This is a genomic window from Terriglobus sp. ADX1 (assembly GCF_036877645.1).
Classification (GTDB): Bacteria; Acidobacteriota; Terriglobia; order Terriglobales; family Acidobacteriaceae; genus Terriglobus.
In genome coordinates, this window is record NZ_JAEDXV010000010.1 from 68,475 (window position 1) to 90,876 (window position 22,402).

Here is a 22,402-nt window from a genome sequence, read left to right on the forward strand (position 1 = left end):
TGTTGCAGCGCTAGCGAACGATCTTTGGTCCGCCGCCGCTGAAACCACCGCCGCCAAATCCACCGCCACCACTGAATCCACCACCACCGCTGAACCCACCGCCCGGCGGCGTTCCCGGAGGAGGAGGCGTGGTCTGCCGTGACTGCGCCTGACGCGCCAGCAACTGCGTTATCTCCAGGAATCCCATGCGCAACTCAAACAGTGCGGAGTTCAGCAGATTCTTTTCCTGTTCTGTCAGGTTGCCGGCAGTCTTCTCTTCAATCACTGAGAGCATGTCCACGCTCTGCTTCGCGCCCAGCAGGTCCACACGCGCCTGCTGCCCCTGCTGCGTTCCCGCACCAAGCTGGATCATGGCGGACATGTAGATGGACTGCACCAGTTGCGAGAAGTCCATGGGCGGCAGGTGCTCCGCGCCCAGGTTCTGCGACCGCATCATCGTCTCAATGCGTTCTGCCGTGGCTTCATATGCGGAGCGGACCTGCTCCATCTCTTCGGCGGTCGGCGGCGGCAGCTTGGCCTCTTCTTCGCCGGCAGCCGCGGCTTCCGCAGCGACGTCTTCTTCTGCAGGCTCCGGCACCGGCGTTACCGTGTGTGCCGAGTTCGATGCAGGCGCAGCGTCGCGCACGGGGAAGGGAATGGGTTCCTTGCTGGCAACTGGCGTCGGTTCCGGCGTCGAGGCCTCTGCTTCCGGGGCCGTAGTTTCGGCAACGGGAGTTTCCGGACGCGGTTCCACTGGTTCGCCGTCCAAACGGAACTTGCGGCGGTCGTTAATCACAAAGGGTTTATTTTGTTCATTCTCGGACATGGGTCGTGTCTCTCTTCAGGGGTCGTAAAAAATTAAGATGCTGCGGCAGTTTCCAGCGCATTTGCCTGCACCGCAGTGCCGCCGGCGTAGGTAATGGCAAGGCCACGATCCAATGCTTCGCGGCGAATAAATCCAAGGGCAAGTCGTCGGCCGTCAATCTCAGAAGCCGCTACAGAGGTTAGTTCACCCACTGGCTTTCCTTCAGCCTCCAGCGGAGTTCCCGGCGCAGGTACATCGCCAGTCAAGGCAAAGCTGGTAAACGTGCGGTGAACATTGCCGCGCGAACGGATGCGCTCCACAATCTCCTGTCCCAGGTAGCAGCCCTTGTTAAAGTGCAGCGCGCGTGCCTGGTTCGTTTCCTGCGGTAGATCACGATCGCGGATATCGGTGCCATAGCGCGGCGTTCCTTCTGCAACGCGCAGCAACTCAAGCCCATCGGCATCGCACTCTGCCACGCCATCCTGCACCAGCGCTGCACGCAACTGCGCCAGCACAGCCTCATCGCGCGACCAGATTTCAAAACGCGGCACCAGCGGGCTGTAGGCGCACACCACCTGCACCTCTGTCCCCGCATAGGGAACCGTCAACTTTTTCAGCAGCTTCGTCGCACGCACGGCAACCCCAGCAGCGGTCAGTTTCTCCGCCGCCTGCGGCCCTGCCACCAGCATGCCGTGCCACCGCGCGCTCTCATCGGCCAGTTCCACATCGTCCATGATGATGAACCGATCCAGCAGCGCCATAATGTTTTCCACCTGCGCGGGGCTGGTTTCCAGCAACAGCAGATCCGGCTTGGCCCAAATTGTCAGGTCGCCCTGAATACGGCCCTGCGCGCTTAGCAGGAAGCTGTACGCACCCTCGCCCGGCGTCAATGCCTGCACGGAGTTCGTCACCATGCCGTTCAGCCACCGCACGCGGTCGCTGCCGGTCACGGCAATCCATCCGGAGGCAAGTGAAGCCACGCCTGCGCCGGTGCGAAGGGCATGGAGTTGGTCAACGGCGCTGAGCGATGTCATTTCCTGCATAAGGCACACTTCGGCAAGCGGTTCCGTGCGGCCAAACTGGCTCACTTGCCCGTACACTGGATTATAGGTTCCGCGACGGCGAAGCTGCCTGTACGCCAGCGGACACGCGGAGTTATGACTGACTTGAAGCCTGCCTGCAGTGCCCCCTGGACGACGCTTGCCGTAATTGCCGTGGCTCTATCCCCGGCCTTGCTTTATGCGCAGCAGGTGCAGTCTCCGCCTACGGCGCCACCCCCCACGCAAACCGCCAAACCGCAGACCGACGCCGAAACGCACATGACCAAGTCGCAGGCGGCCGACCTCTTCAAGAGCGTCGATGAGGTCATCGGGTTCGTTTCGTCCGATTCGCACCTGAAAGCCACCCGCCCGGTCAAACGCCGCCTGCTTACGCGCCCCGAAGTCAACAAAGAGTTGATGGACCGCATGAAGGAAGACGAGGGGGCAAAACGTCTTCAGCGCAGCGAACTGGTGCTGAAGAAGTTCGGCTTCATCGAGCGCGACTTCCATCTGCAGCCCTTCCTCCTGAGCCTGCTCACGGAACAGGTTGCCGCCTTCTACGATCCCAAAACACGCACGGTCAACATGCTCGATTGGGTGAAGCCGGAAGAGCAGAAGCCCGTTCTTGCACATGAACTGACGCATGCCGTGCAGGATGATCACGTGAGGCTGGAGAAGTGGGGCAACCCTGCCCCCACTGCCATCGCCAAAAACGTGCGCGAAGATAACGAACACATCCAGCTTGACGAAGCCTCCACCGCGCGCGAATCCGTCACGGAAGGCCAGGCCATGGCGGTCTTCGTCGACTACGAGCTGCAGCCCATGGGCAAAACGCTGAAGGACGCGCCGGAATTCGGCGAACGCGTGCGCGAAATGTCGTCTGACACCAGCGGCTCGCCCGTCCTCTCTCGCGCGCCTCTGTTGTTGCAGGAATCGCTGCTATTCCCGTACGGCCAGGGCCTCGCATTTGAACAAGCCATCCTGCAGGCAAAGGGTGTCGACGCAGCCTTCGCGGGCACGCTCGATCGGCCGCCCACATCCTCGCATGAGGTCATGCACCCGCAGGACTACATGAATCACACACCCGTCCCGGTGCTCACCATGCCCAATGTGCATCCACTGCTCGACAAGGAATGGGACCCGTACGACGTAGGTGTCATGGGCGAACTTGACGTCCGCATCATCACGGAACTCTTCGGTGGTCGCGCCATGGCCGACCCGCTTGCAGTCGCATGGAACGGCGGCATCTATTACGCCGCGCAAAAGAAGACGGGCGTAGATAAAGCCTCGCCATCTTCCATCGGCATCGTGTATTACTCGCAGTGGAAGAATCAGGATTCTGCGCGTTCGTTCCTGAAGATTTACGCCAGCCAGCTTCCGCGAAAGTATCGTTCGTTGAAGCAGGTGGATCTTCCCAACGGCGACGACGATCATCTCCTCTTTACTACCGAAGAAGGCGATGTGTGGCTCTCGCTGGATGACAGCGGCGGCGTCTTCCTCAGCGAAGGATTTGACCGCGACACCGCAAAGAAACTGGAAGCACTCTACCGCGAAGTGCAGGGACACGGCCCGCTGCAGCAGGCAGCAACGCAGCCCATGCACGACCTTACCTCGGATTTGCGCAACCTGATGCCCGGCATCCCCAAAGCGGCACTCGATTATGGGATGCGCGTGGCATTTCATAAATAGTTTTGTTACCTAACCATCTGGAGAAAGAAATTGGCACAGGCAGAGATCGGCATCATCGGCGGCAGCGGTTTGTACAACATGCCGGGATTGACGGACACCACAGAAATCAAGGTGGAGACGCCCTTCGGTGATCCCTCGGAAACCATCGTGCTCGGCACGCTCGAAGGCCGCAAGGTCGCATTCCTCGCGCGTCACGGCCGCGGTCATCGCATCCTCCCCACGGAGCTGAACTTCCGCGCCAACATCTACGCCATGAAGAAGCTCGGCGTCAGCTTCATCCTGTCCATCTCTGCAGTGGGTTCGTTGAAGGAAGAGCACAAGCCAACTGACTTCGTGATCCCCGACCAGTTCATTGACCGCACCTTCGCCCGCAACGCCACCTTCTTCGGCGACGGCATCGTGGGTCACGTAGCATTCGGCGATCCCATCTGCTCCGTCGCAGCAAAGGCATTCGAGCAGGGCTGCAAGGAGGCAGGCGTCGTCGGCAAGCTCGGCGGCACGTACATCAACATGGAAGGCCCGCAATTCAGCACCCGCGCAGAGTCCAACCTCTATCGCTCATGGGGCGCAGACGTCATCGGCATGACCAACCTGCAGGAAGCCAAGCTGGCCCGCGAAGCCGAGATCAGCTACGCGACACTCGCCATGGTTACTGACTACGACTGCTGGCACGAAAGCCACGACGATGTCACCGTCGACCAGATCGTGCAGGTCATCCACGCCAACACAAAGAACGCGCAGGAAGTGCTGAAGGGCGCAGTCAAAGCGCTACCCAAGGACAACAGCAACACGCCCGTCGCCTCTGCACTGAAGTTCGCCATCATGACCGACAAGAAGGCCATCCCCGCAGCAACACGCGAAAAGCTGGCCATCTTCCTGGATAAGTACGAAGGATGAAGCTCCTCTTTCTTTACGGCATGCCGGCAACGGGGAAGTTGACCGTTGCCCGCATTGTCGCGAAGCAAACGGGATACAAACTGTTTCATAATCATCTTGTCGTTGACATGCTCCTTTCGACATTCGAATTTGGTTCAAAACCATTTCGCATGTTGCGAGAGGAAATGTGGCTTTCCGTCATGCGGGAAGCATGTGCAGCCGGTGTGGAGGGCATGATTTTTACCTTTGCACCGGAACCCACGGTCAGTCCGGATTTTGCAGAACAGGTTGCAAGACTGGTGGAGACGCAGGGTGGCGAGGTCTTCTTTGTACGCCTCACCTGTGCGCCGGATACGCTGCTGTCACGTCTTGGTAATCCATCCCGAGCTGTAGGAGGGAAGCTTACCTCTGCTGCTCTTTTTAAAGAATTGCAAAGCAGCGGTGCGTTTGAAGATGCACATATGCCTGCACCTTCTTTGGCTATCGCTACGGATAATGTTTCACCGGAAGAAGCAGCGCAGCAGATATTTCCTTATTGCCTTCATCTGCAGGAGCAGAATTAAACACTGGAAAGGTTCTCAGTTAGATTATGTCGATTGTTGTCGTTGGTTCTGTTGCGTTCGATACGTTGACCACACCAAAGGAGCATCGTGCTCGCATTCAGGGCGGTGCCGCGTATCACTTCGCACAAAGCGCGCGCTTCTTCACGGATGTGAAGGTCATCGGCGTAGTTGGCAATGACTTCACCGCTGAACACGAAGCGACACTCACGAAACATGGCATCGACACCACAGGCATCGAACATGCCGACGGCCTCTCCTTCCATTGGACCGGCAAGTACGAAGGTGCCATGAGCGAAGCCATCACGCTCAACACTGAGTTGAACGTCTTCGGCAGCTTCGATCCCAAGGTGCCGGAGAACTACAAGTCCTCGGACTATCTCTTTCTCGCCAACATCGAACCCACGCTACAACTGCGCGTGCGCCAGCAGTTCCCCAACGCCAAGCTCGTCGCGGGCGACACCATGAATTACTGGATCGCCGACCACAAGGCGAACCTGCTCAAGACCATCGCAGAGCTTGACGTTCTCGTCATCAACGACGGCGAAGCGCGTCTTCTCACCGGTGAACATAACCTCGTCACCGCCGCAAAGAAAGTGATGGAGATGGGCCCGAAGTCGCTCGTCATCAAGCACGGCGAATATGGTGCAACGGCCTTCTTCTGTGACCGCTCATTCCCCGGCGCAATGAATACCGTGCCTTTCCGCGCACCCGCATTGCCGATTGAAGAAGTCGTCGATCCCACTGGCGCAGGCGACATGTTCGCAGGAGGCTTCTTCGGTTACATCGCATCGCAGCCTGAACTCACACCGCGCGTCTTCCGTACCGCATTGTTCTACGGCGGTGTGATGGGTTCATTCGCCGTAGAAAAGTTCGGCTCCGAACGCGTGCAGGAGCTTACACGCGAAGAGATCGAAGCCCGCTTTAAACTGTTCCGCGAAATCTCGCACCTGGATCTCGATGCCGCGTAAATCCATTCCGGGCCAGCCGCTGCGTTCGCCTCGCACTGTGGTGCGCAAGGCCGTTGTGCCGCGCCGTCCATACGATCCCAATGCCGTCTATCCGGCCACGCGCGATGAGTTGCGACCCATCGCGCTGGCCTCGGTAGTGCTCGGCTTCCTCGCACTGATGGTCGTCGCATCGCGCGGATGGATGTTGTTGTATGGCGATGCTGTTGCGCATCTCGGCATCGCACGCCGCATCCTCGACGCGCGGTATCCCGGCATCGCACAACTCGGCGGCGTATGGCTTCCCCTGCCGCATCTGCTCATGCTGCCGTTCGTGCAACGAATGGACTGGTGGCAGAACGGCGTTGCCGGTGCATGGCCCTCGCTGCTCGCATACGCGTTTGCAAACACCGGCTGTTACGCGCTGGCACGCAAACTGGTTCCACCGGCATGGGCATTCGCTGCCACAGCCTTCTTCGCGCTCAATCCGAATCTGATGTACCTGGCCACCACCGCCATGACAGAGCCGCTGTTCCTTGCGCTCATGGTGTGGTCGGTCGTCGTCGCATATGAAGCGGTCGAAGCTCTGCAGGCCGCAAAGATTCGCGCTGTGAAGTGGCGGTTCATCATCAGCGGCATCCTCACATTTGCCATGGTCATGACGCGCTACGACGGATGGATTCTCGGCGCAGCTATCTGGCTCGTACTCGCCATCGCATGGTGGCGTTCCGGCGGAGTCACACGCAAAGCCACGCAGACTTCGTTCATCGTGATGACACTCATCACCGTCGCTGGCCCCATCCTCTGGCTTTGGTACAACGCAAAGTACGAAGGCGATTGGCTAGACTTCATTCGCGGACCATATTCCGCAAAGGCCATTGAAGCAAAGACCACGCCACCGGGATCAAAGCCGCGTCGCGGCATGCATAACCCTGGCTGGGCTTTCATCTACTTCACACGCGCCGCGCAGGTAGACGCGGTCGCATACGAACTCGGCTTCGGCGTTCTCGCTGCTGCCATCATCGGTTCGTACCTCGCATGGAAACAGCGCCTCTCGCGTGTTGTGCTTCTGCTGTGGGTGCCGTTGCCGTTCTACGTCTACTCCATCGCATGGGGTAGTGTTCCCATGTTTATTCCGCAGTTGTATCCGGGGTCGTATTACAACTCGCGTTACGGCATGGAGCTGCTGCCGGTCTTCGCCATCTTCACAGCCATCGCACTGGCCGCGGTAGAGCGCAAGTTACGCGCACAAAGCAAGAAGAAGTCGGACATCTTTTTCTTTCTCGTACTCGTCGCCATCCTCTTCAATGTCTTTGCCATGATGGGAACCTTCGGCACTCTGTTGCAAAGAATCCGTGGTGAAGATGCAAAGATTCCCAAGTGGCTCACCGCGCCGCCGCTTGTCTTTCAGGAAGGCATGGTCAACGCAACCACGCGCATCCCGTTTGAGAAAACGCTTGCCCAGGAGATGCTGCACATCGGCTCGGGCGAAACCATCATGTTCAACACCAACGACCACATCGGTGCGATTCAGGACGCAGGCATTCCGCTGAAGCGTTTGATTAGCCCGCTCGATTCCGAAACCTTCAATAAGGCAGCGCAGGCACCTGCAAAGTACGCAAAAGTTATCGTTGCTATCGACGGTGATCCTGTAGCAAAGGCGGTTGCCGCGCATCCGGAAGGTCTCAGCGAAATTGAAGTGGTCTGCAACAGTGGCCAGGGCTGCGCGCGTTTCTACCGCAGCGATGTGTATCAGGGAGGGGTTCAGTGATTCCGTTTGTAAAGGCGCATGCGTGCGGCAATGATTTCTTGATCGTCGAAGAGACGCTTGCCAACGGCAAACATGCGCAGATGGCCCGTCTGCTGTGCTCGCGCAATTACAGCGTAGGCGCTGACGGTGTGGAGTTCCTCGCACGTAAGTCTGACGGTTCCTTCTTCCTGCGTCTCTTCAACGCAGATGGTTCCGAAGCGGAACTCTCCGGCAACGGAACACGCTGCGTCGCTGCATGGCTCGGCTACAGCGAAGGTCTTCGTGAAACAAAAATGGGCACACCCGGCGGTGAAAAAATCTGCCGCGTTATCGAATGCAACGAAGAACACTTCCTCATTGAAACGTCGATGGGCATTCCCAAAGTGGAAGAGCGCATCGTTCATGTCGAAGGCGTGGGTGATGTAGCGGGTGCAGTCGTCGACGTGGGCAATCCTCACTTCGTCATCTTCACCAACGATGATGAGTTCGCGTCACACGGTCTCGCATGGGAAGACCTCGGCGCACGCATCTGCACGCACGCAGACTTTCCCAAAGGAACCAACGTGGAATTCGTGCGCGTCATCGCACCCAATGAAATTGCCTTCCGTATCTACGAGCGCGGCGTTGGCCCCACGCAATCCTCCGGCACAGGAACATCCGCATCCTCCGCAGCCAGCATTGTTCTGCGCGGTTGCAACCGCACACTCGAAGCATCTTCTCTTGGTGGCGCGCAGCGGGTCGTATGGAACGAAGGTGAACAGTTAATGCTCACTGGCCCGGCGCAGATTGTCTGCAAAGGCGAGGTCAGCCTGCAGGGGATGGAAGCGTGATTCGTCCTGCAAGATTGAAGCCTGGCGCGCGCGTAGCCGTTGTGTCACCAGCCAGCACACCAAAGGAACCATTAGTGCGACGCGGTATGGAGCGCTTCGCATCGCTTGGTTACGAGCCCGTGTTGTTCCCGTCTGCACTCGCATCAGGACCGCTCTATTACGCAGGCGACGTTGCTGCACGCGTCAAAGATTTGCACGATGCCTTCCGCGATCCTTCCATCAATGCCATCATCTGCACGCGTGGTGGATGGGGAGCTGCTGAACTTCTGCCGCACCTCGATGCAGAGTTAATCAAGGCAAATCCCAAACCCTTTATCGGCTTTAGCGATCACACCACGCTGCATCTGTGGTTCGCGCAGACATGCGGTCTGCACACGTTTTACGGCCCCATGATCTCCCCAGACTTCGCACGAGGCGAAGTACTCGCAGATGGCGTCGATCTGCGCTCGTGGCGTCACGCGTTGGAACTGACACAGCCATGGTCGTTGACCGAGCGCGAAGGCATGCGTGTTCTGCGCACCGGCGACAAAGTCGAAGGCACACTTTACGGCGGATGCCTCGCGCTACTGACCGAATCGCTCGGAACACCCTGGGCCATGCAGATGCCCGCAGGCGACATTATCCTCTTCGTTGAGGAAGTCGGCACACATCCTTATCAGTGGGATCGCATGATGTTGCATCTGCAATACGCAGGTCTGCTGGATCGTGTGAAGGGCATCATCTTTGGCGACATGGCACAGTGCGCGGCGGATGAAGAAGAAGCCGCACTGATTGAAAAAGCATTGCTGCACAATCTGCGCAACTGGAATGGCCTAATCGCTATCGGCCTGCAATGCGGCCATGTGAATACGCCGAACGTAACGCTGCCGTTGGGAGTGAAGACGCGTCTCACATGCGCTGATACGGCAGAGTTGCAGATATTGGAAGCAGCGGTGGAGTAAGAAATGCAAGGAACGAAACACATCCATCTCATCGGTATCTGTGGCACCGCAATGGCGTCACTCGCAGGCATGTTGCAGTCGCAAGGACACCGCATCACCGGCTCGGATACAGCGGCCTATCCGCCCATGAGCGATCAACTTCTCGCGATGGGCATCACGCCGCTACAGCCTTACAACGAAGCACATCTCGATCCCGCGCCAGACCTCGTCGTCATCGGCAACGCCATCTCGCGCGGCAACGTAGAGCTTGAGGCGGTGCTCGATCGCCGTCTGCCATTCACCAGCATGGCTGCGCTCATCCACGATGAATTTCTGCGCAACCGCGAACCGCTTGTCGTCTGCGGCACACATGGCAAAACCACCACTACCAGCATGCTCGCGTGGATTTACGAGACCGCATCGAAGCAGAACCCGCAGTTCACGCCATCATTCCTGATCGGTGGCGTTGCAGAAAACTTCGGCACAAGCTTCGCAGTACGCGAGTCATCGCCCTTCATCCTTGAAGGCGATGAATACGACACAGCCTTCTTCGACAAAGGCCCCAAGTTCCTGCACTACTTTCCAACTGCGGCTATCCTCACGCACGTCGAGTTTGACCACGCAGATATCTATGCAGATCTAGCCGCAGTCAAAACAGCATTCAAGCGCCTGGTGAATCTCATCCCGCGCAGCGGTCGCCTGATCGCTTTCGATGCCAGCGAGAACGTAACGGAGTGCATCGTCAAAGCATTCTGTCCTGTGGAGCGTTACGGATTCAAAGAAGGTTCGTTCTGGAAACTAACCAACTTTCAGGCAGGAGCTATCTCGCGCTGGACTCTTCTACGCCAGGGCGAACACTTCGCAGACCTCGAACTCCCCATGGCAGGTGAACACAATGCGTTGAACGCATCCGCTGCTGCCGCGCTCGCAGCAGGGCAAGGCGTTCCCGCTGCTGCCATCGTTGAAGCACTAAAGACCTTCCGCAGTGTGAAGCGCCGCCTGGAAGTGCGTGCAGAGATTGACGGCATCACCATCATCGACGACTTCGCGCACCACCCCACGGCCATTCGCGAAACGCTGCGAGCCCTGCGCGGATCGTATCCGGGCCGTCGTCTCGTCGCTGTCCTTGAGCCGCGTTCCAACACATTGCGCCGCAACGTCTTCGAACGCGAACTCGTCGAAAGCCTCGCCATCGCTGATCGAGTTGTACTTGCCGAGGTCTATCAATCCGCGAACATCCCCGCGGAAGAACGCCTTCATCCCGCCGCTGTTGTTGGCGCATTGAACATCGCAGGCGTACCGGCCATGCTGCTCCCAGATGCCGATTCCATCACCGCGGAGCTTGTATCTTCACTGCAAAACGGTGATGTCGTAGCCATCCTCTCTAACGGCGGCTTCGGCGATATTTACAACAAGCTGCCAGCAGCCCTGAGGTCGCGTTGAGTTATGTGGGCCGCATTCAAAATGGTCATTACCTTCGCCGGACTCGGTATTCCGGCGGGCCTCGTCCTTATCCCGTGGACGCTTCTCACGAAGAACGTCCAGCCCATGTACCGCGTGGGCAAATGGATTGCCGCAGCCGGCATTCGCGCTGCGGGAATCAAAGTGGAACAGCACGGCCGTGAAAACATTCCGGACGGCGCAGCCATCTTCGTCCCCAATCACATTTCAAATCTTGATCCACCCATCATGGTGCCGCTCATTCCCGGTACACCCAGCATCATGCTGAAGGCAGAGCTGCTAAAGATTCCTGTGCTGGGCAAGGCATGGGTCTTGGCAAAGTATGTGCCGGTCCATCGGGAAGGTGGCCGTGAAGCCGCTGTACGCACAGCGCGTTACGCCGCAGAAGTGATTCGCGGCGGTCTGTCGATGCTCATCTTCGCGGAAGGCACGCGCTCAAAAACAGGCCGCTTGCAGGCATTCAAGGCAGGCCCATTCCACCTTGCACAATCCACCGGCGCGCCCATTGTTCCTGTCGCCATTGCAGGCACGGAATCCATGATGCGGAAGGGCAGTTCCAGGGTCTATCCCGGCGTGGCGAAAGTTACTTTCCTGCCGCCGGTCGATCCCGCAGACTATCCCAACCGTTCTGCAATGGTCGCAGAGGTACGACGACGCATCATCAGCGCTCTGCCAGACTCAATGAAGCCTTTGGAAGCTGAATAAAGAAATGAGCGGAATGAACTGCGAACTCAGCAGGAATCCAACGTCCTCATTCCAGCCGATAACACACGCGTAGCGTGTCGAGAACAGCACGAAGTGCTATTTCAGGAAGGCGTTGTAGCCGTCTGACAGCAGCTTCTGCCGCGTGGCCTCAGCAGCCTTGCGATCCGTGAACGGGCCAATCTGCACATGGATCAGGCGGTCGTTCGCATCGCTGCGTTCCACCACCTTGTATCCGCGACGTCCCAGCGCGCTCTTCAGCACGTCAGCATCTTCCTGGTGCGAAACCGCGGCAATCTGCACATACACAGAGCCAGGTGCAGCAGCAGCAGCAGTTACTGGAGCAGCCACCGGAGCCGGTGGAGGTGTAGGTGTAGTCCGCACAACCGGCGCAGCAGTAGGGGGAGTTGCAGCAACAGCGGTACGAGCAGGAGCCGGAACCGCAGGCGTACGAGCGGGAGCCGCTGCAACACTCTGCGTCGACTTGCTGTTTGCGTCGTTCGCTTCCTGCTGAGACATGTAACCCGGCACCGCCTGAATCGCCGGCGATCCAGGAGCGGGCTTGTCCGAAGCGGCATTATGTGACGTCGAAGCCGTATCGTCTGCAGAGCTATCCGTTGTCGTAGAGTTTGCGGCGGTTACCGGCGCCTGCGTGGACTTGCGGCCCATCGAGTAGCCAAAACCAAAGAAGACAGCGCAGATAAGTGCCAGCGCAAAGAACAGCGCCAGTACCGTTCCGGTGTTCAACGTCACTTCACGATCCGCAGGCGAGTGGTCGGCCATCTCCACGGAACGTTCGCGGCTGCGATCCTCCGCACCACGACGGGTGCGGAGAGAAATATCGTCATCCGTATCGAACAGGGAACTCATCGCCGATTGCCTCTCGCAGAAATCTTTACCGCGTTAGAAGTGTACGAAAATTCCCACTTCAGGTTCCGTGGTGAAGGTGGTCTTCTTGATACGCAGATAGTTCTGGTCGAAGTCCGGGGCCTTGTAGAAGAGCTGGCGAACGCCAAAGCGGAAGCCAAAGCTCTGTGAGAACATCTTCTCGCCGCCCACGTGGTAGTAGTACGCCATACGTGCCTGCGGCTGCAGGCTCTGGCCGCCATACTTCGTCGGTGAGAACGAATACACGCCCGCGCCGCCGCTGATAAACGGCTGCATTCCGAAGATCTCATGCGGAGGACGAACCAGGTAGCCGAACGTGTATTCGCTGGCGGTCGTCTGTGAGGCAAATGGGCCGTTGTTCGCACCGGTGCTGGCGTTCAGGTTGCAGCAGGTATAGCTCTGCGTCACACGGCCGTAGCTGTAGTTGAATTCCAATCCCTTATAAGCCGACTTCTGCGCACGAATCGTTGCCAGCACACCGGCTGCGGTGCTTGCACTCTGCGTCAGGTTGTACGGAGCATTTGGCGCATTGCTCGTGACTGTGCCGCTGACATCCTTCGTGAAGAAGGTCGTGCCGGAGATGCCAAGATCAAAGTGCGAGAAAAACTTGCTCGCGCGGGTGGCGGTGGGCTGGGTGTCCTGCGCATGCGACAGCGCGGGAGAAAGGGACAGAAGAGCAATCAGGAAAGTTGCAAACCGCTTTGGCATCAGACAGCAAAACCTCGCCGGGCGTATGTTCACCGGATGTTTTCAGTTTACGCGAAGCCAGCCGGATGTGGCCGGATTCCGCTGGATGGACGTAGGAACCGCTGGAATTACCTCAGGCGTTCCCGATCCCTTGCTGCTCCAGGCTGGAGGCAAGGGGGACGGCAGTTACCTCCAGCAGCATGCCATCGGCCCGCAGTACTTTTACGTGGTCGCCAGCGGCCACGGCGCTATCCTTTGAGGTTAGACGCGCCTTCCATAACTCTCCACGCACCAGAATGTGTCCTTCCGGAGCCAATGGTGTCTGCGCGATAGCCAACCACCCCAGCATGGCGTCAGATCCGGTCCGCACTTTGGAGCGCCGCGCTTCCAGGCCCATCACCATCAGCGTGGCGGTCATACCGCCAAACCCAACGCCCGCGCCAATCGCGGTACCCCAACTCACCTGTAGCGCCGGCAGCGGTCCATTCACCAGCCAGCCCAGCCCCAGCACCATGCAAATGACACCTGCCGTGGCGAACCATCCGTGACGAGTACTACTAGCCTCCAGCGCCATCAGCGCAATCGCAACAACACACAGCGATATGCCATAGCCCGTTAAAGGCAACCGCGTCAGCGAGTACACGGACAGCAGAACCAGCAGCACGCCCGCAGCCCCTGGAACAACGACGCCCGGCGTGTTGATCTCCAGATAAATCAGCAGCAGCCCCAGCGTCAGTAGCAGAACGCACAGGTTCGGATTCATCAACGCAAGCAGAAGATCGGTTTGTGGCGAGGGCCGATCAACTTCCACACGGGCATGCGTCAGATCCAGCGTCTTAACGACCCCGTTCTTGCGATATCCCGTGTCCCTGAGAAAGCGAAACACATCCGCCTGTTTTTCGGCCACGCCGTCAATCAAACCCATCTGAAGCGCATCCGCCGCAGTGAACCAGTGGATACCGCTGCTGAGCTCATCCACGGCATCCAGTCGGCGGCCGTGCCGTCGCTGTGCATCCGCCAGCGCGACGGTCAGTCGCTTGCTCCCTGCCGCTCGATCCTGTGGACGCTGCCTGCGCGGCGTCTCTGTCCACAGCGGAGTCAGGTAGCTGCTCTTATCCATCAGCGCCAGATCGGCCTCTGCCACCAGCCGCAATGCCTCTCCGCTTACGCGGCAGTCTCCGCTACCCAGCCACACAATGATGGGAGTCTGCGAACTCCGCATAGCGGCCACCATGCGATCTGCGGAAGCGCTTATTCCTCCCGGCGAACTCAGGTTCACCAGAATGGCCGCTGCGTGCAGCCGATTTGCGCGCTTTATGGAATTGGAAAATACCTCAGCACTTGCCGGTTGCAGGGTGTCATGAAACTCAATCGCCACCACGTATGGTTGTGGTGCTGGCCTCGTCGGCTGCACAGCGTAAGAAGGTGCGCCCAGGAATATCAGAAGCAGCAAAAGCGAGGTATACCAACAGCGGAAGCACCTCATGGAAGCGACACCCCGCGTCCTGCCAGCAGATTCTTCATGGCCAACGCCGAACCATTCTGAGGCTCCAGTCGCAGCGCGTTGCCCACGTCTGATGCGGCGGCAGCGTTATTGTTCGCGCTAATGTCCAGTCGCGCCAGTACAAGATAGGCGGCAGCATTTGGTTTAGCATTCAGGCTTGCCTGCGCTTCCTTGCGCGCGTCATCTGCATTGCCAGAGCGTTCCCGCACCATCGCCAGTCCAGCATGCGCCTCTGGCGACTTGGGATCGGCCTCCAGTGCCGACTGGAACTCGCGTTCCGCCTCCAGCACCAGCCCTTGATTCAAATAATCCTGTCCCGCCTGCGTATAAGCAGCCGCCTGTTGATCTGCGGGCAACGACGCAAGATGTGCTGCACGAATCTGGTCCAACTGAAACGCTGCCTGCCGGAAAGCCGCTTCGGAATACGTGCGGCGAATACGTTCCTGCGGATCAAATCCTGCGGGTGCCTGCTGCGTCCCGCTAATCACTGCCTGAAGCTGCTTCGCTTCCGCGTCGTTCGGACGCAGCTTCACTGCCTGATCAATTTGTTCCTTGGCGTGAACATTATCGCCCTTGCGTCGGTAGCCCACTGCAAGGTTGAAGTGGTAATCCCCATCCTGCGGATCAGCCTGCGAAGCTCGAGAAATCTGCGGAACGCCGTCTTTCCGCTGACGAGCCATCGCCACACCTTGGTTATTCACAACTTCCGGCAATGGCAGCTTCGTACTTACCGTGGCAAATGCGCCTTCTGCTTCGGCATACTTCGCATTGTTAAACTGCGCAAGTCCGCGATAAAAACCTGCTTCCAGCGCCAACGGATCATTCGTCGGAATCTTGCCCAGCGTCGCTGCGGCAGCTTCATAATCGCCGCGTGCGTACTGCATCTTGCCCAGCGCCAGCAGCGCATCCGTGTTATCCGGTGCAAGCTGCACGGCGGTCTTCAGTCGATTCAAACGTTCATCCGCAGTAGGAGCGGTAAGCCCGCGAATGTAGCTCTCATACGCGTCCAGCTTCAACCCTGCCGATGCCGCCTCAAACGTCGTCTGCGACACATTGAGCTTCGGGTCCATGGTGCGCGCCACCAGCCACGCCAGGTTGTTCTCCACGTCCAGCAGACGCGGCAGTCCGGCACTCTGTTCCAGTGGCGCCGTCATGTTCAGCTTGTTTACAGCCAACACCTGCGCATTGGCGGTCACGGTTCCATCGGCAACATTGAAGCTGCCCACCACCACAAATTGCGCATCCAGCGTCTGGGCAATACGAATCGTCGTAGCGCGTGAAGGCCGGAAGCCTTCCGGCAATCCAAGATGATCCAGCGCATACACGCGATCATCGCGAGAGATGGTGAGGAAACCTGCTGACCGCAACCGTGCATTCAGCGTGTTGGCAAACGACTCGCCAATCCAATCAAGATTCGCTTGCCCGGAGCGGTTATCAAACGGCAGCACCAGCACCACGCGTCCGCCCGCTTCCTCCTGGGCCTGCGCCGCAAAGGCCGGAACAACGGTGGCAGCAGCCACAAGAGCAATCCGGCTGAAGGAGGTCAGACGCATAGGCAGGATTATAGTTTGCTGCCCCAGGCCATGCCGTAAAAGGGAGACCGCAACCGCACATCATAGCCACGCGGGAACGTAATCACCGCCGCCCATTCACCCTTGCGATCCTCTTCCCACACCACGTGCCCATGCAGCATCGCCGCAGCCTCTGCTGGCAGCAGATCGGCGTGCCAGTCGTAGAAACGCTTGTCATCATCGCGACTGTGTCCCGCCAAATTCAGCCCACCCACCGGCGGGTCATACTTTGTGGAAAACACAATCACCACGTCATACGCCGCCGGGTTCATCGCGGCCTTGCGCATCTCCTCGCGCGAGAAATTCTCTGTAGCCGCCGTCTTCATCGGCTGCTTCAGATAGCCCAGCTCAGGCCGCTGCAAATCCGCCAGCACGGGCCATGCCGTTAATACCGTCGCCTGCGGATAACGACTTGTCACAAAATCAATCGCATGCTGATGCACCACAATCATGTCGCGGTAGGCCAGATTATCTTCCGGCGCAAACGGATACGGCGGATTCACCTCGCACCCGATCCCAAACGCAACCAGCGATAATCCTGCAATCAACGGCCAATAACGCGTCCGGCTCTGCCACGCTGCCACGCAAACAATCAACAACAGCGGATACGCAGGTAGCAGATACCGCGTCAGCAACGCACCACCAAGCACTGAAAACGCAATCCACTGCGCCACCAGCAACACCGCAATCATGCGCACAGCAGGCCTCGGCAGAATTGGTTTGCCTGTCCGCGAAGCCAACAGAAAAATCACAATCGCTGCAATCACCGGCAGGAAAAGATTCATGTGCGTCGTCAGATGTACCAACCGATGCCGCAGCGACGACAGTACTCGCGCAACCGACATATTCGCCGTTGCGTTGTAGCGCAGATACTCCGGATTGCCGAAGGTGAAACCCGTCTTCCAGTGGTGATACGCATACCAAAGCACCAACACCAACGCAGGAACCATTAACGCAATCAACCACTGCCAATCCAAACGTCTGTCATTCTGAGCGGCGCGAAGAATCCCAACTTCATTTGGCAGTGTTGATGCAGCTTGAGGCTTTTCGCCACGGATGAGCGCCATCACTGCAGGCCGACGATCCGCCAGCAGCATCACCTCAAAACAAAACAGCGCAGCCGGTATAACAATCGCGGTTTCCTTCGCCATGCACGCCAGCGAAAACAACACCGCCACCCACACCGCATTGCGTCGAACATGCCCATGCGAAGCAGTCACCGTCCATCCCGGCCGGTCCGCATAAAAACAAAGTGCCCACAGCGTAAACACCGCGGCAAACATATCCGCATGTGCCAGCGTGCTCTGAGCAAACCAAACCGGATAGATCGCCGTAAGCACCAACACAGCCAGTGCCGCGGTTTGACCCACAAACATGCGCGCCAGCTTAAACACAGCCAGCAACGCAAACGTGGTCATCACGCACATCAACAAACGTGTCGAAAGAATATGAAAGCCGAAGATCTTCCACCACGCCGCCATCACAACACTCGGCAGCGGAGGATGCGCATTGCGCACTGTCGTGACAGGAATCACCGTGCCCAGTCGGAAGAAGTCCCACGCTGCCGGAACGTAATAACCGCCTTCATCCCAGAAGTAGGGCAGGCGTAGCAGCGTCAGGTGCAGCAGTGTCACTGCTGCAAATACAGGAGCGAAGAGCCATGTGACAGAGATCGGCGCGTGTTCCTGTGCGTCGATCCTGCGTGTCACTTGCTCTTCGCTCCGTAGGTCTTACTGATAAAGGGGAAAGCGGCTTACTGAACCGGTCCGCCCTGGGCCTGCGGCTCCAGCTTGATTTCGCCAAAGGTGCCTTCGTACTGTGCCAGGTTCTGGCCCAGGATGTTGAACAGAGCCTTTGCCTGCTGGGGCGACAGGAAGATGCCCTGCTTCGTGAGGAAGGTAACCTCTTCGGGCGAGCTGGACTGCATGGTGCCGAAGACAAGCTGGAAGTCCCACACGCTCATGCGGATCTGTACGCTGTTGGCGTACACATCGTTGTAGTCGTCGCTCTGGGTCACGCGTAGGGTGGGTTCGATCTGTGTGTTGTCGCTCATGATCTCTCTGGTGAAACAGGATTCTTGGTGCGGGAGAGGGGACTTGAACCCCTACGGATCGCTCCGCTAGATCCTAAGTCTAGTGCGTCTGCCAATTTCGCCACTCCCGCGGCCGTGCATCCAGTCTAAATGCCTTTTGCTGCCGATACCGACACGGAACCACGCGGAAATCGTGAATAGTGCAGAAACATTCCGCCATACCAAAAGCTGAAGGTAAGGCTTCTATGACCCAAACGTCCTTGGCGAAGCTCCTACGGTCAAAGACCGTCATCCTGAACGGAGCGAAGCGGAGCTGAAGGACCTGCATTCCTTTCAACCCACTAAGATGCTTCAGGAAAGCTTAACGGGTATCCAGATGGGCATCGCGATCTATCGAGCGAAGCGTCAAGAACGGTACGAAGTACCTAGATATGCCGGAAGCGGCTGTTTTCACGATCTTTAGCCACATGCCCAATTGGGAACACATCGCCATGAAAGACCAGAAACACCCCACCGGTCAACAACCGGGTCGCCAACAGACTTTCCGTCAGGTTCTGGATAGCGTCTGAACCCTCAATCCCAAACGGCGTCATCGCCCCGGTAAACACCACCGCCACATTTCCAGCACCCGCATCGTGCGCCAGGGCGTCGGCCACCACCTTGCCGGTTTCCACCACGGTATCCGTGCCATGTGTCACCAGCACCGGAACGCCTTCGATCGCCTTCGCCACCACGCGTTCTGCAATCAGTTTGCGGTCGTCATCCGTCATGAACAGGGAATCCTTGTTCATCAACTCTTCAACGGTGATTTCAATATCCGGCAACCGAAGCAGAGAAAGGCAGCGGCGAATCTGCGGCTCCGTATTCTCCATGGAGCCCGCCTGCTCCACATAGCGCTTCTCAATGGTGCCACCAGTAGTAATCAGGTGAACGCGATGCATGACAAACATCATAGGCGATACGGCAGAATACACGGCTTATTCTCAGATTTTCGCTTCATCGCAGGTGTATACTTCGGCACGTTCGGCCCCTTTGCGCGCTGATCAATGTAGCTGTTGGCTTACTGAATGAGCAGTTAGATTCCTCAAACAAACAGATTCGACAAACTCAATCCATGAAGATTGTCTCCGCGCCGCAAGCAGGGGCATATCAGGATGCAGCGTCGAAAAGTTTTCCAATAAAAAACGTAAACGGGTATTGAGTGTGGCGCTTTTGGAGCAGTTGCCTCTACCATCTGACGTTCGCATTCAATCGCAAAGCTTCCAATTCAGTCGAGACTCCAAGGAGAAAAGACATGGCAGATGCGAGCATCGCGAAAATTGATATGAAGTTCGAAATTGTTGTGATCCCTGTCTCAGATATCGATCGTGCTAAAGACTTCTACACGAGGCTGGGATGGAGATTGGATGCCGACTACGACAACGGAACCGACTTTCGTGTGATTCAGTTCACGCCGCCGGGGTCTGCGTGTTCCGTCATCTTCGGCAGAAATGTCACAGCAGCAGCGCCCGGCTCCGTAGAAGGTCTTTATCTGATCGTTGATGACATCGAGGCGGCACGTGCGAACTTGCTAAGTCTTGGTGTCGCAGTCAGCGATGTATTTCATGGTGGGGATAACGTGTACTCCGGATCAGATGAGCCATACCTGTTTGGAAGCATTCGCGTGAAAGGGCCTGACCCGGAGCATCGCAGCTATCGTTCTTTCGCTTCATTCAATGATCCGGATGGGAATAGCTGGATATTCCAGGAACTCACCGCGCGACTGCCGGGGCGCATTGACTCTACTGCGACCACCTTTGCGTCGGTAAACGATCTGACAAGCGCGCTTCGGCGCGCTGCTGCAGCACACGGCGAACATGAGGCTCGCAGCGGCGGACAGCGCGACGAAAACTGGGCTGACTGGTATGCCGCTTATATGGCCGCAGAACAGTCCGGCGCCACCCTTCCGCAATAATCCGGTGCTCATCACGAAGGCACCCAACGAGCAACCAGTTTCATTCGGAAACCTGGCTCGTGGATAGCCGAGCCATGAAGGAGGAGTCATGAAACTCAAGGGCAAGAAGGCTCTCATCACAGGCGGAAACAGCGGGATTGGTCTCGCCACTGCCCGCCTCTTCGTAGCAGAAGGCGCTGAAGTTGCCATCACTGGCCGCGACCAAACAACGCTGGACGAAGCCATCGTCGACCTGGGATCCAACGCACGAGGTTACAAGGCGGACGTCACCATAGCCGACGAACGCAAGCACCTATTCGCAGATCTCGCCAAAGATTTTGGTAAGTTGGACGTGGTCTTCGCAAATGCCGGAATTACAGGAAGAACACCCGTCGGCACAGCCGACGAAGCAGTGTTTGAGAACGTCATCCGCGTCAATCTGAATGGCGCCTTCTTCACAGTCAACTCCGCTGTCCCTTTGTTGAATGACGGCGCCAGCATCATCTTTAACGGATCAGTACATAACTACTTGGGACAAGCCGGAGTAGCAGCCTATGCAGCCACAAAGGGCGGAGTGGTTGCCATGGCGCGTGCCATTGCTGCTGACCTTGCACCGCGCAACATTCGCGTCAATACCGTCTCGCCTGGAGCCACCAGGACTCCCATCTGGAAGCGCGGAGCTCGTGCCTCAATATCTGCTGAACAGTCCGCCAAGGTAGATGAATTGTTCTCCTCAACAGTTCCACTGGGTCGCTGGGCCGAAGCGGAAGATGTCGCAAAAGCAGCCCTCTTTCTGGCTTCCGACGATTCGTCATACATCAACGCCGTTGAGTTGATGGTGGATGGCGGGCTGACTGGCGCGCCGTTCGGAGCGCCTTTCCTGCGCGGTTGATTCCACTTATGAATTAGTCCCGCCGCTCTTGAGCGAAGCATCACTGCGCTTAAAACGGATGGATACTTAACGTCGTCCCCTCAAACAAAAATTCACAGGGTTCCGTCCGTTGCGTTCCATCATGCACCACAAACTTCTTCCGCGACTCAATGCCGCGAGTGCTCCACAGGCTTACACCCGCATACGCACCATCTTTGCGAAGGATGTAGTAAATCATGTCCAGATACCGCAGCCGGCTCATGTCGTTGTTGTAGTTCTTTGCGATGCGACGAAGCGCTTCCATCCCAGCTTCTTTGGGACTACGCCCTTGTCGCATCAACTCCACAATCGTGTGAGCACCCACCACCTTGATGTTCTCTTCACCATTGCCCGTTGCGCCCGCAGAACCAACCTCAGGATCAACAAAGCATCCCGCACCCACAATCGGAGAATCGCCAAGTCGCCCCGGAATCTTGAACGCCATACCCGATGTCGTCGTCGCGCTGCTGATCTCGCCCTTCGCATTCACCGCAGAAACATTGATCGTTCCCGTAGTAGGCCACAACAACTCGCGCACCGCCGCACGCTGCAGCGACTGCGGAATCCCTGCTTCCTTCGCCAGCGCCAGTCCACGTTCAATCTGCTGCTTCACCATCGGCATGTGTTCCGGCCCGGGATGACGCGGCAACCGCGAAATCGCACCCGGAGGTGTTGCGCGCTGTGCATCCGGTGGCAGCTTGAACTCCGGTGAATCCAAACCCGGCCCCCAGAAGCCGCGCCCATGCTCCTTCCACAGCAGCCATATCTTGCGCGCATCATCCGTCAGCAGATTCTCCGCAGGAAAACCCTCAGCCACCGCAAAGTCATGCGCACCCTGACCCGCCAGCATCACATGCGCCGTCCGCTCCATCACCGTCCGCGCAAGCTGCCCCACATGGCGAATCCCCGGCACAGCGCCCACTGCGCCACAACGACGCGTCGGCCCATGCATCACCGAAGCATCCAGCTCCACCACTCCCGCTTCATTCGGCAGTCCACCGTACCCCACCGAATGATCCGCAGCGTCATCCTCTCGCGCAGAACAAACATGCAGTGCGGCAGTAAGTGTGTCCTCACCCTGCAGCAGCATCTGGTAAGCCTCTTCCACAGAGTGGTCACCTGTCTCGCGCGTAATGATCACAGGCTTCTTCGGAGCAGCAAACACCGGCTCCGCATCAGCATTGGATCCCGCAAGCAAAGAACCCGCAAAAACAGAAAGAGCACCAGAACGAAGAACAGAACGACGTGTCGGCATAAGTGAGAAAAGTGTAGAAGACAAACCCAACCGAACGCGACCCTCGCACAATCAAGCCGCGTC

Annotated in this window: 21 protein-coding genes and 1 tRNA gene; 11 read left to right on the forward strand and 11 right to left on the reverse strand. The window is 57.9% G+C overall.

What is annotated here, in order from left to right:
• Positions 1–10: 10 nt before the first annotated feature.
• Both JAO32_RS08595 and ygfZ read right to left on the reverse strand, forming a co-directional pair.
• Positions 11–805, reverse strand: a complete 795-nt coding sequence (locus JAO32_RS08595) for a DUF1844 domain-containing protein (RefSeq protein ID WP_334239479.1) — start codon at positions 803–805, stop codon at positions 11–13.
• A gap of 32 nt (positions 806–837) precedes the next feature.
• The gene (ygfZ, locus tag JAO32_RS08600; protein ID WP_334239481.1) at positions 838–1,818 is read right to left on the reverse strand and encodes a CAF17-like 4Fe-4S cluster assembly/insertion protein YgfZ; all 981 of its coding nucleotides are present in this window, start codon (positions 1,816–1,818) and stop codon (positions 838–840) included.
• Positions 1,819–1,941: 123 nt separating this feature from the next.
• Here ygfZ and JAO32_RS08605 point away from each other — a divergent pair, with 123 nt between their 5' ends.
• The 9 genes from JAO32_RS08605 to JAO32_RS08645 are packed head-to-tail and all read left to right on the forward strand — an operon-like array spanning position 1,942 to position 11,562.
• Complete coding sequence (locus JAO32_RS08605) at positions 1,942–3,513, forward strand: hypothetical protein (RefSeq protein ID WP_334239484.1); 1,572 nt, start codon at positions 1,942–1,944, stop codon at positions 3,511–3,513.
• 30 nt (positions 3,514–3,543) lie between these two features.
• Positions 3,544–4,410: an S-methyl-5'-thioadenosine phosphorylase gene (mtnP, locus tag JAO32_RS08610; protein WP_334239486.1), complete on the forward strand. Its 867-nt coding sequence runs from the start codon at positions 3,544–3,546 to the stop codon at positions 4,408–4,410.
• Positions 4,411–4,430: 20 nt separating this feature from the next.
• Positions 4,431–4,952, forward strand: a complete 522-nt coding sequence (locus JAO32_RS08615) for an AAA family ATPase (RefSeq protein WP_334239555.1) — start codon at positions 4,431–4,433, stop codon at positions 4,950–4,952.
• A 26-nt stretch (positions 4,953–4,978) separates the two neighbouring features.
• Positions 4,979–5,920 carry a PfkB family carbohydrate kinase gene (locus JAO32_RS08620; RefSeq protein ID WP_334239488.1) on the forward strand — a complete coding sequence of 314 codons (942 nt, stop codon included), beginning with the start codon at positions 4,979–4,981 and terminating at the stop codon, positions 5,918–5,920.
• Entirely contained in the window at positions 5,910–7,667 is a 1,758-nt protein-coding gene (locus JAO32_RS08625; RefSeq protein WP_334239490.1) for a hypothetical protein, read from the forward strand. The genes JAO32_RS08620 and JAO32_RS08625 overlap by 11 nt, the downstream gene beginning before the upstream one ends.
• The gene (dapF, locus tag JAO32_RS08630; protein WP_334239492.1) at positions 7,664–8,476 is read left to right on the forward strand and encodes a diaminopimelate epimerase; all 813 of its coding nucleotides are present in this window, start codon (positions 7,664–7,666) and stop codon (positions 8,474–8,476) included. The genes JAO32_RS08625 and dapF overlap by 4 nt, the downstream gene beginning before the upstream one ends.
• A complete protein-coding gene (locus JAO32_RS08635; RefSeq protein WP_334239494.1) occupies positions 8,473–9,417 on the forward strand; it encodes a S66 peptidase family protein in 945 nt (314 codons plus the stop codon). The genes dapF and JAO32_RS08635 overlap by 4 nt, the downstream gene beginning before the upstream one ends.
• Before the next feature lie 3 nt (positions 9,418–9,420).
• Positions 9,421–10,839 carry a UDP-N-acetylmuramate:L-alanyl-gamma-D-glutamyl-meso-diaminopimelate ligase gene (mpl, locus tag JAO32_RS08640; RefSeq protein WP_334239496.1) on the forward strand — a complete coding sequence of 473 codons (1,419 nt, stop codon included), beginning with the start codon at positions 9,421–9,423 and terminating at the stop codon, positions 10,837–10,839.
• A 3-nt stretch (positions 10,840–10,842) separates the two neighbouring features.
• A complete protein-coding gene (locus JAO32_RS08645) occupies positions 10,843–11,562 on the forward strand; it encodes a lysophospholipid acyltransferase family protein (RefSeq protein WP_334239498.1) in 720 nt (239 codons plus the stop codon).
• A 96-nt stretch (positions 11,563–11,658) separates the two neighbouring features.
• On the opposite strand, the gene JAO32_RS08650 is transcribed toward JAO32_RS08645, so the two are convergent.
• The 8 genes from JAO32_RS08650 to JAO32_RS08685 form a co-directional block, all read right to left on the reverse strand.
• Complete coding sequence (locus JAO32_RS08650; RefSeq protein ID WP_334239501.1) at positions 11,659–12,429, reverse strand: SPOR domain-containing protein; 771 nt, start codon at positions 12,427–12,429, stop codon at positions 11,659–11,661.
• 33 nt (positions 12,430–12,462) lie between these two features.
• Positions 12,463–13,155, reverse strand: a complete 693-nt coding sequence (locus JAO32_RS08655; RefSeq protein ID WP_334239502.1) for a hypothetical protein — start codon at positions 13,153–13,155, stop codon at positions 12,463–12,465.
• 112 nt (positions 13,156–13,267) lie between these two features.
• Positions 13,268–14,587, reverse strand: coding sequence for an NfeD family protein (locus JAO32_RS08660; RefSeq protein WP_334239503.1), 1,320 nt, complete (start codon positions 14,585–14,587; stop codon positions 13,268–13,270).
• A gap of 29 nt (positions 14,588–14,616) precedes the next feature.
• Complete coding sequence (locus tag JAO32_RS08665; RefSeq protein WP_334239504.1) at positions 14,617–16,191, reverse strand: tetratricopeptide repeat protein; 1,575 nt, start codon at positions 16,189–16,191, stop codon at positions 14,617–14,619.
• Positions 16,192–16,199: 8 nt separating this feature from the next.
• Positions 16,200–17,918: an ArnT family glycosyltransferase gene (locus JAO32_RS08670; RefSeq protein WP_334239505.1), complete on the reverse strand. Its 1,719-nt coding sequence runs from the start codon at positions 17,916–17,918 to the stop codon at positions 16,200–16,202.
• 44 nt (positions 17,919–17,962) lie between these two features.
• Positions 17,963–18,262, reverse strand: coding sequence for a DUF3467 domain-containing protein (locus JAO32_RS08675; RefSeq protein ID WP_083345557.1), 300 nt, complete (start codon positions 18,260–18,262; stop codon positions 17,963–17,965).
• Positions 18,263–18,287: 25 nt separating this feature from the next.
• Positions 18,288–18,372, reverse strand: a tRNA-Leu gene (locus JAO32_RS08680).
• A gap of 294 nt (positions 18,373–18,666) precedes the next feature.
• Positions 18,667–19,182 carry an asparaginase domain-containing protein gene (locus tag JAO32_RS08685; RefSeq protein ID WP_334239506.1) on the reverse strand — a complete coding sequence of 172 codons (516 nt, stop codon included), beginning with the start codon at positions 19,180–19,182 and terminating at the stop codon, positions 18,667–18,669.
• A gap of 353 nt (positions 19,183–19,535) precedes the next feature.
• On the opposite strand from JAO32_RS08685, the gene JAO32_RS08690 reads away from it, so the two are divergent.
• Positions 19,536–20,195 carry a VOC family protein gene (locus JAO32_RS08690; protein ID WP_334239507.1) on the forward strand — a complete coding sequence of 220 codons (660 nt, stop codon included), beginning with the start codon at positions 19,536–19,538 and terminating at the stop codon, positions 20,193–20,195.
• Positions 20,196–20,283: 88 nt separating this feature from the next.
• Positions 20,284–21,066 carry an SDR family NAD(P)-dependent oxidoreductase gene (locus tag JAO32_RS08695; RefSeq protein ID WP_334239508.1) on the forward strand — a complete coding sequence of 261 codons (783 nt, stop codon included), beginning with the start codon at positions 20,284–20,286 and terminating at the stop codon, positions 21,064–21,066.
• A gap of 49 nt (positions 21,067–21,115) precedes the next feature.
• On the opposite strand, the gene JAO32_RS08700 is transcribed toward JAO32_RS08695, so the two are convergent.
• Positions 21,116–22,339, reverse strand: a complete 1,224-nt coding sequence (locus JAO32_RS08700; protein WP_334239509.1) for a N(4)-(beta-N-acetylglucosaminyl)-L-asparaginase — start codon at positions 22,337–22,339, stop codon at positions 21,116–21,118.
• Positions 22,340–22,402: the final 63 nt, after the last annotated feature.

Excerpts from the sequence above, each read along its gene's own strand:
- ygfZ (WP_334239481.1), bottom strand. The coding sequence starts at position 1,818 with ATGACATCGCTCAGCGCCGTTGACCAACTCCATGCCCTTCGCACCGGC.
- JAO32_RS08700 (WP_334239509.1), bottom strand. The coding sequence starts at position 22,339 with ATGCCGACACGTCGTTCTGTTCTTCGTTCTGGTGCTCTTTCTGTTTTT.
- JAO32_RS08625 (WP_334239490.1), top strand. The coding sequence starts at position 5,910 with ATGCCGCGTAAATCCATTCCGGGCCAGCCGCTGCGTTCGCCTCGCACT.
- JAO32_RS08615 (WP_334239555.1), top strand. The coding sequence starts at position 4,431 with ATGCCGGCAACGGGGAAGTTGACCGTTGCCCGCATTGTCGCGAAGCAA.
- JAO32_RS08650 (WP_334239501.1), bottom strand. The coding sequence starts at position 12,429 with ATGAGTTCCCTGTTCGATACGGATGACGATATTTCTCTCCGCACCCGT.
- JAO32_RS08605 (WP_334239484.1), top strand. The coding sequence starts at position 1,942 with ATGACTGACTTGAAGCCTGCCTGCAGTGCCCCCTGGACGACGCTTGCC.
- JAO32_RS08665 (WP_334239504.1), bottom strand. The coding sequence starts at position 16,191 with ATGCGTCTGACCTCCTTCAGCCGGATTGCTCTTGTGGCTGCTGCCACC.
- JAO32_RS08695 (WP_334239508.1), top strand. The coding sequence starts at position 20,284 with ATGAAACTCAAGGGCAAGAAGGCTCTCATCACAGGCGGAAACAGCGGG.
- JAO32_RS08690 (WP_334239507.1), top strand. The coding sequence starts at position 19,536 with ATGGCAGATGCGAGCATCGCGAAAATTGATATGAAGTTCGAAATTGTT.
- mpl (WP_334239496.1), top strand. The coding sequence starts at position 9,421 with ATGCAAGGAACGAAACACATCCATCTCATCGGTATCTGTGGCACCGCA.
- JAO32_RS08645 (WP_334239498.1), top strand. The coding sequence starts at position 10,843 with ATGTGGGCCGCATTCAAAATGGTCATTACCTTCGCCGGACTCGGTATT.
- JAO32_RS08620 (WP_334239488.1), top strand. The coding sequence starts at position 4,979 with ATGTCGATTGTTGTCGTTGGTTCTGTTGCGTTCGATACGTTGACCACA.
- JAO32_RS08655 (WP_334239502.1), bottom strand. The coding sequence starts at position 13,155 with ATGCCAAAGCGGTTTGCAACTTTCCTGATTGCTCTTCTGTCCCTTTCT.
- JAO32_RS08675 (WP_083345557.1), bottom strand. The coding sequence starts at position 18,262 with ATGAGCGACAACACACAGATCGAACCCACCCTACGCGTGACCCAGAGC.
- JAO32_RS08595 (WP_334239479.1), bottom strand. The coding sequence starts at position 805 with ATGTCCGAGAATGAACAAAATAAACCCTTTGTGATTAACGACCGCCGC.
- JAO32_RS08685 (WP_334239506.1), bottom strand. The coding sequence starts at position 19,182 with ATGCATCGCGTTCACCTGATTACTACTGGTGGCACCATTGAGAAGCGC.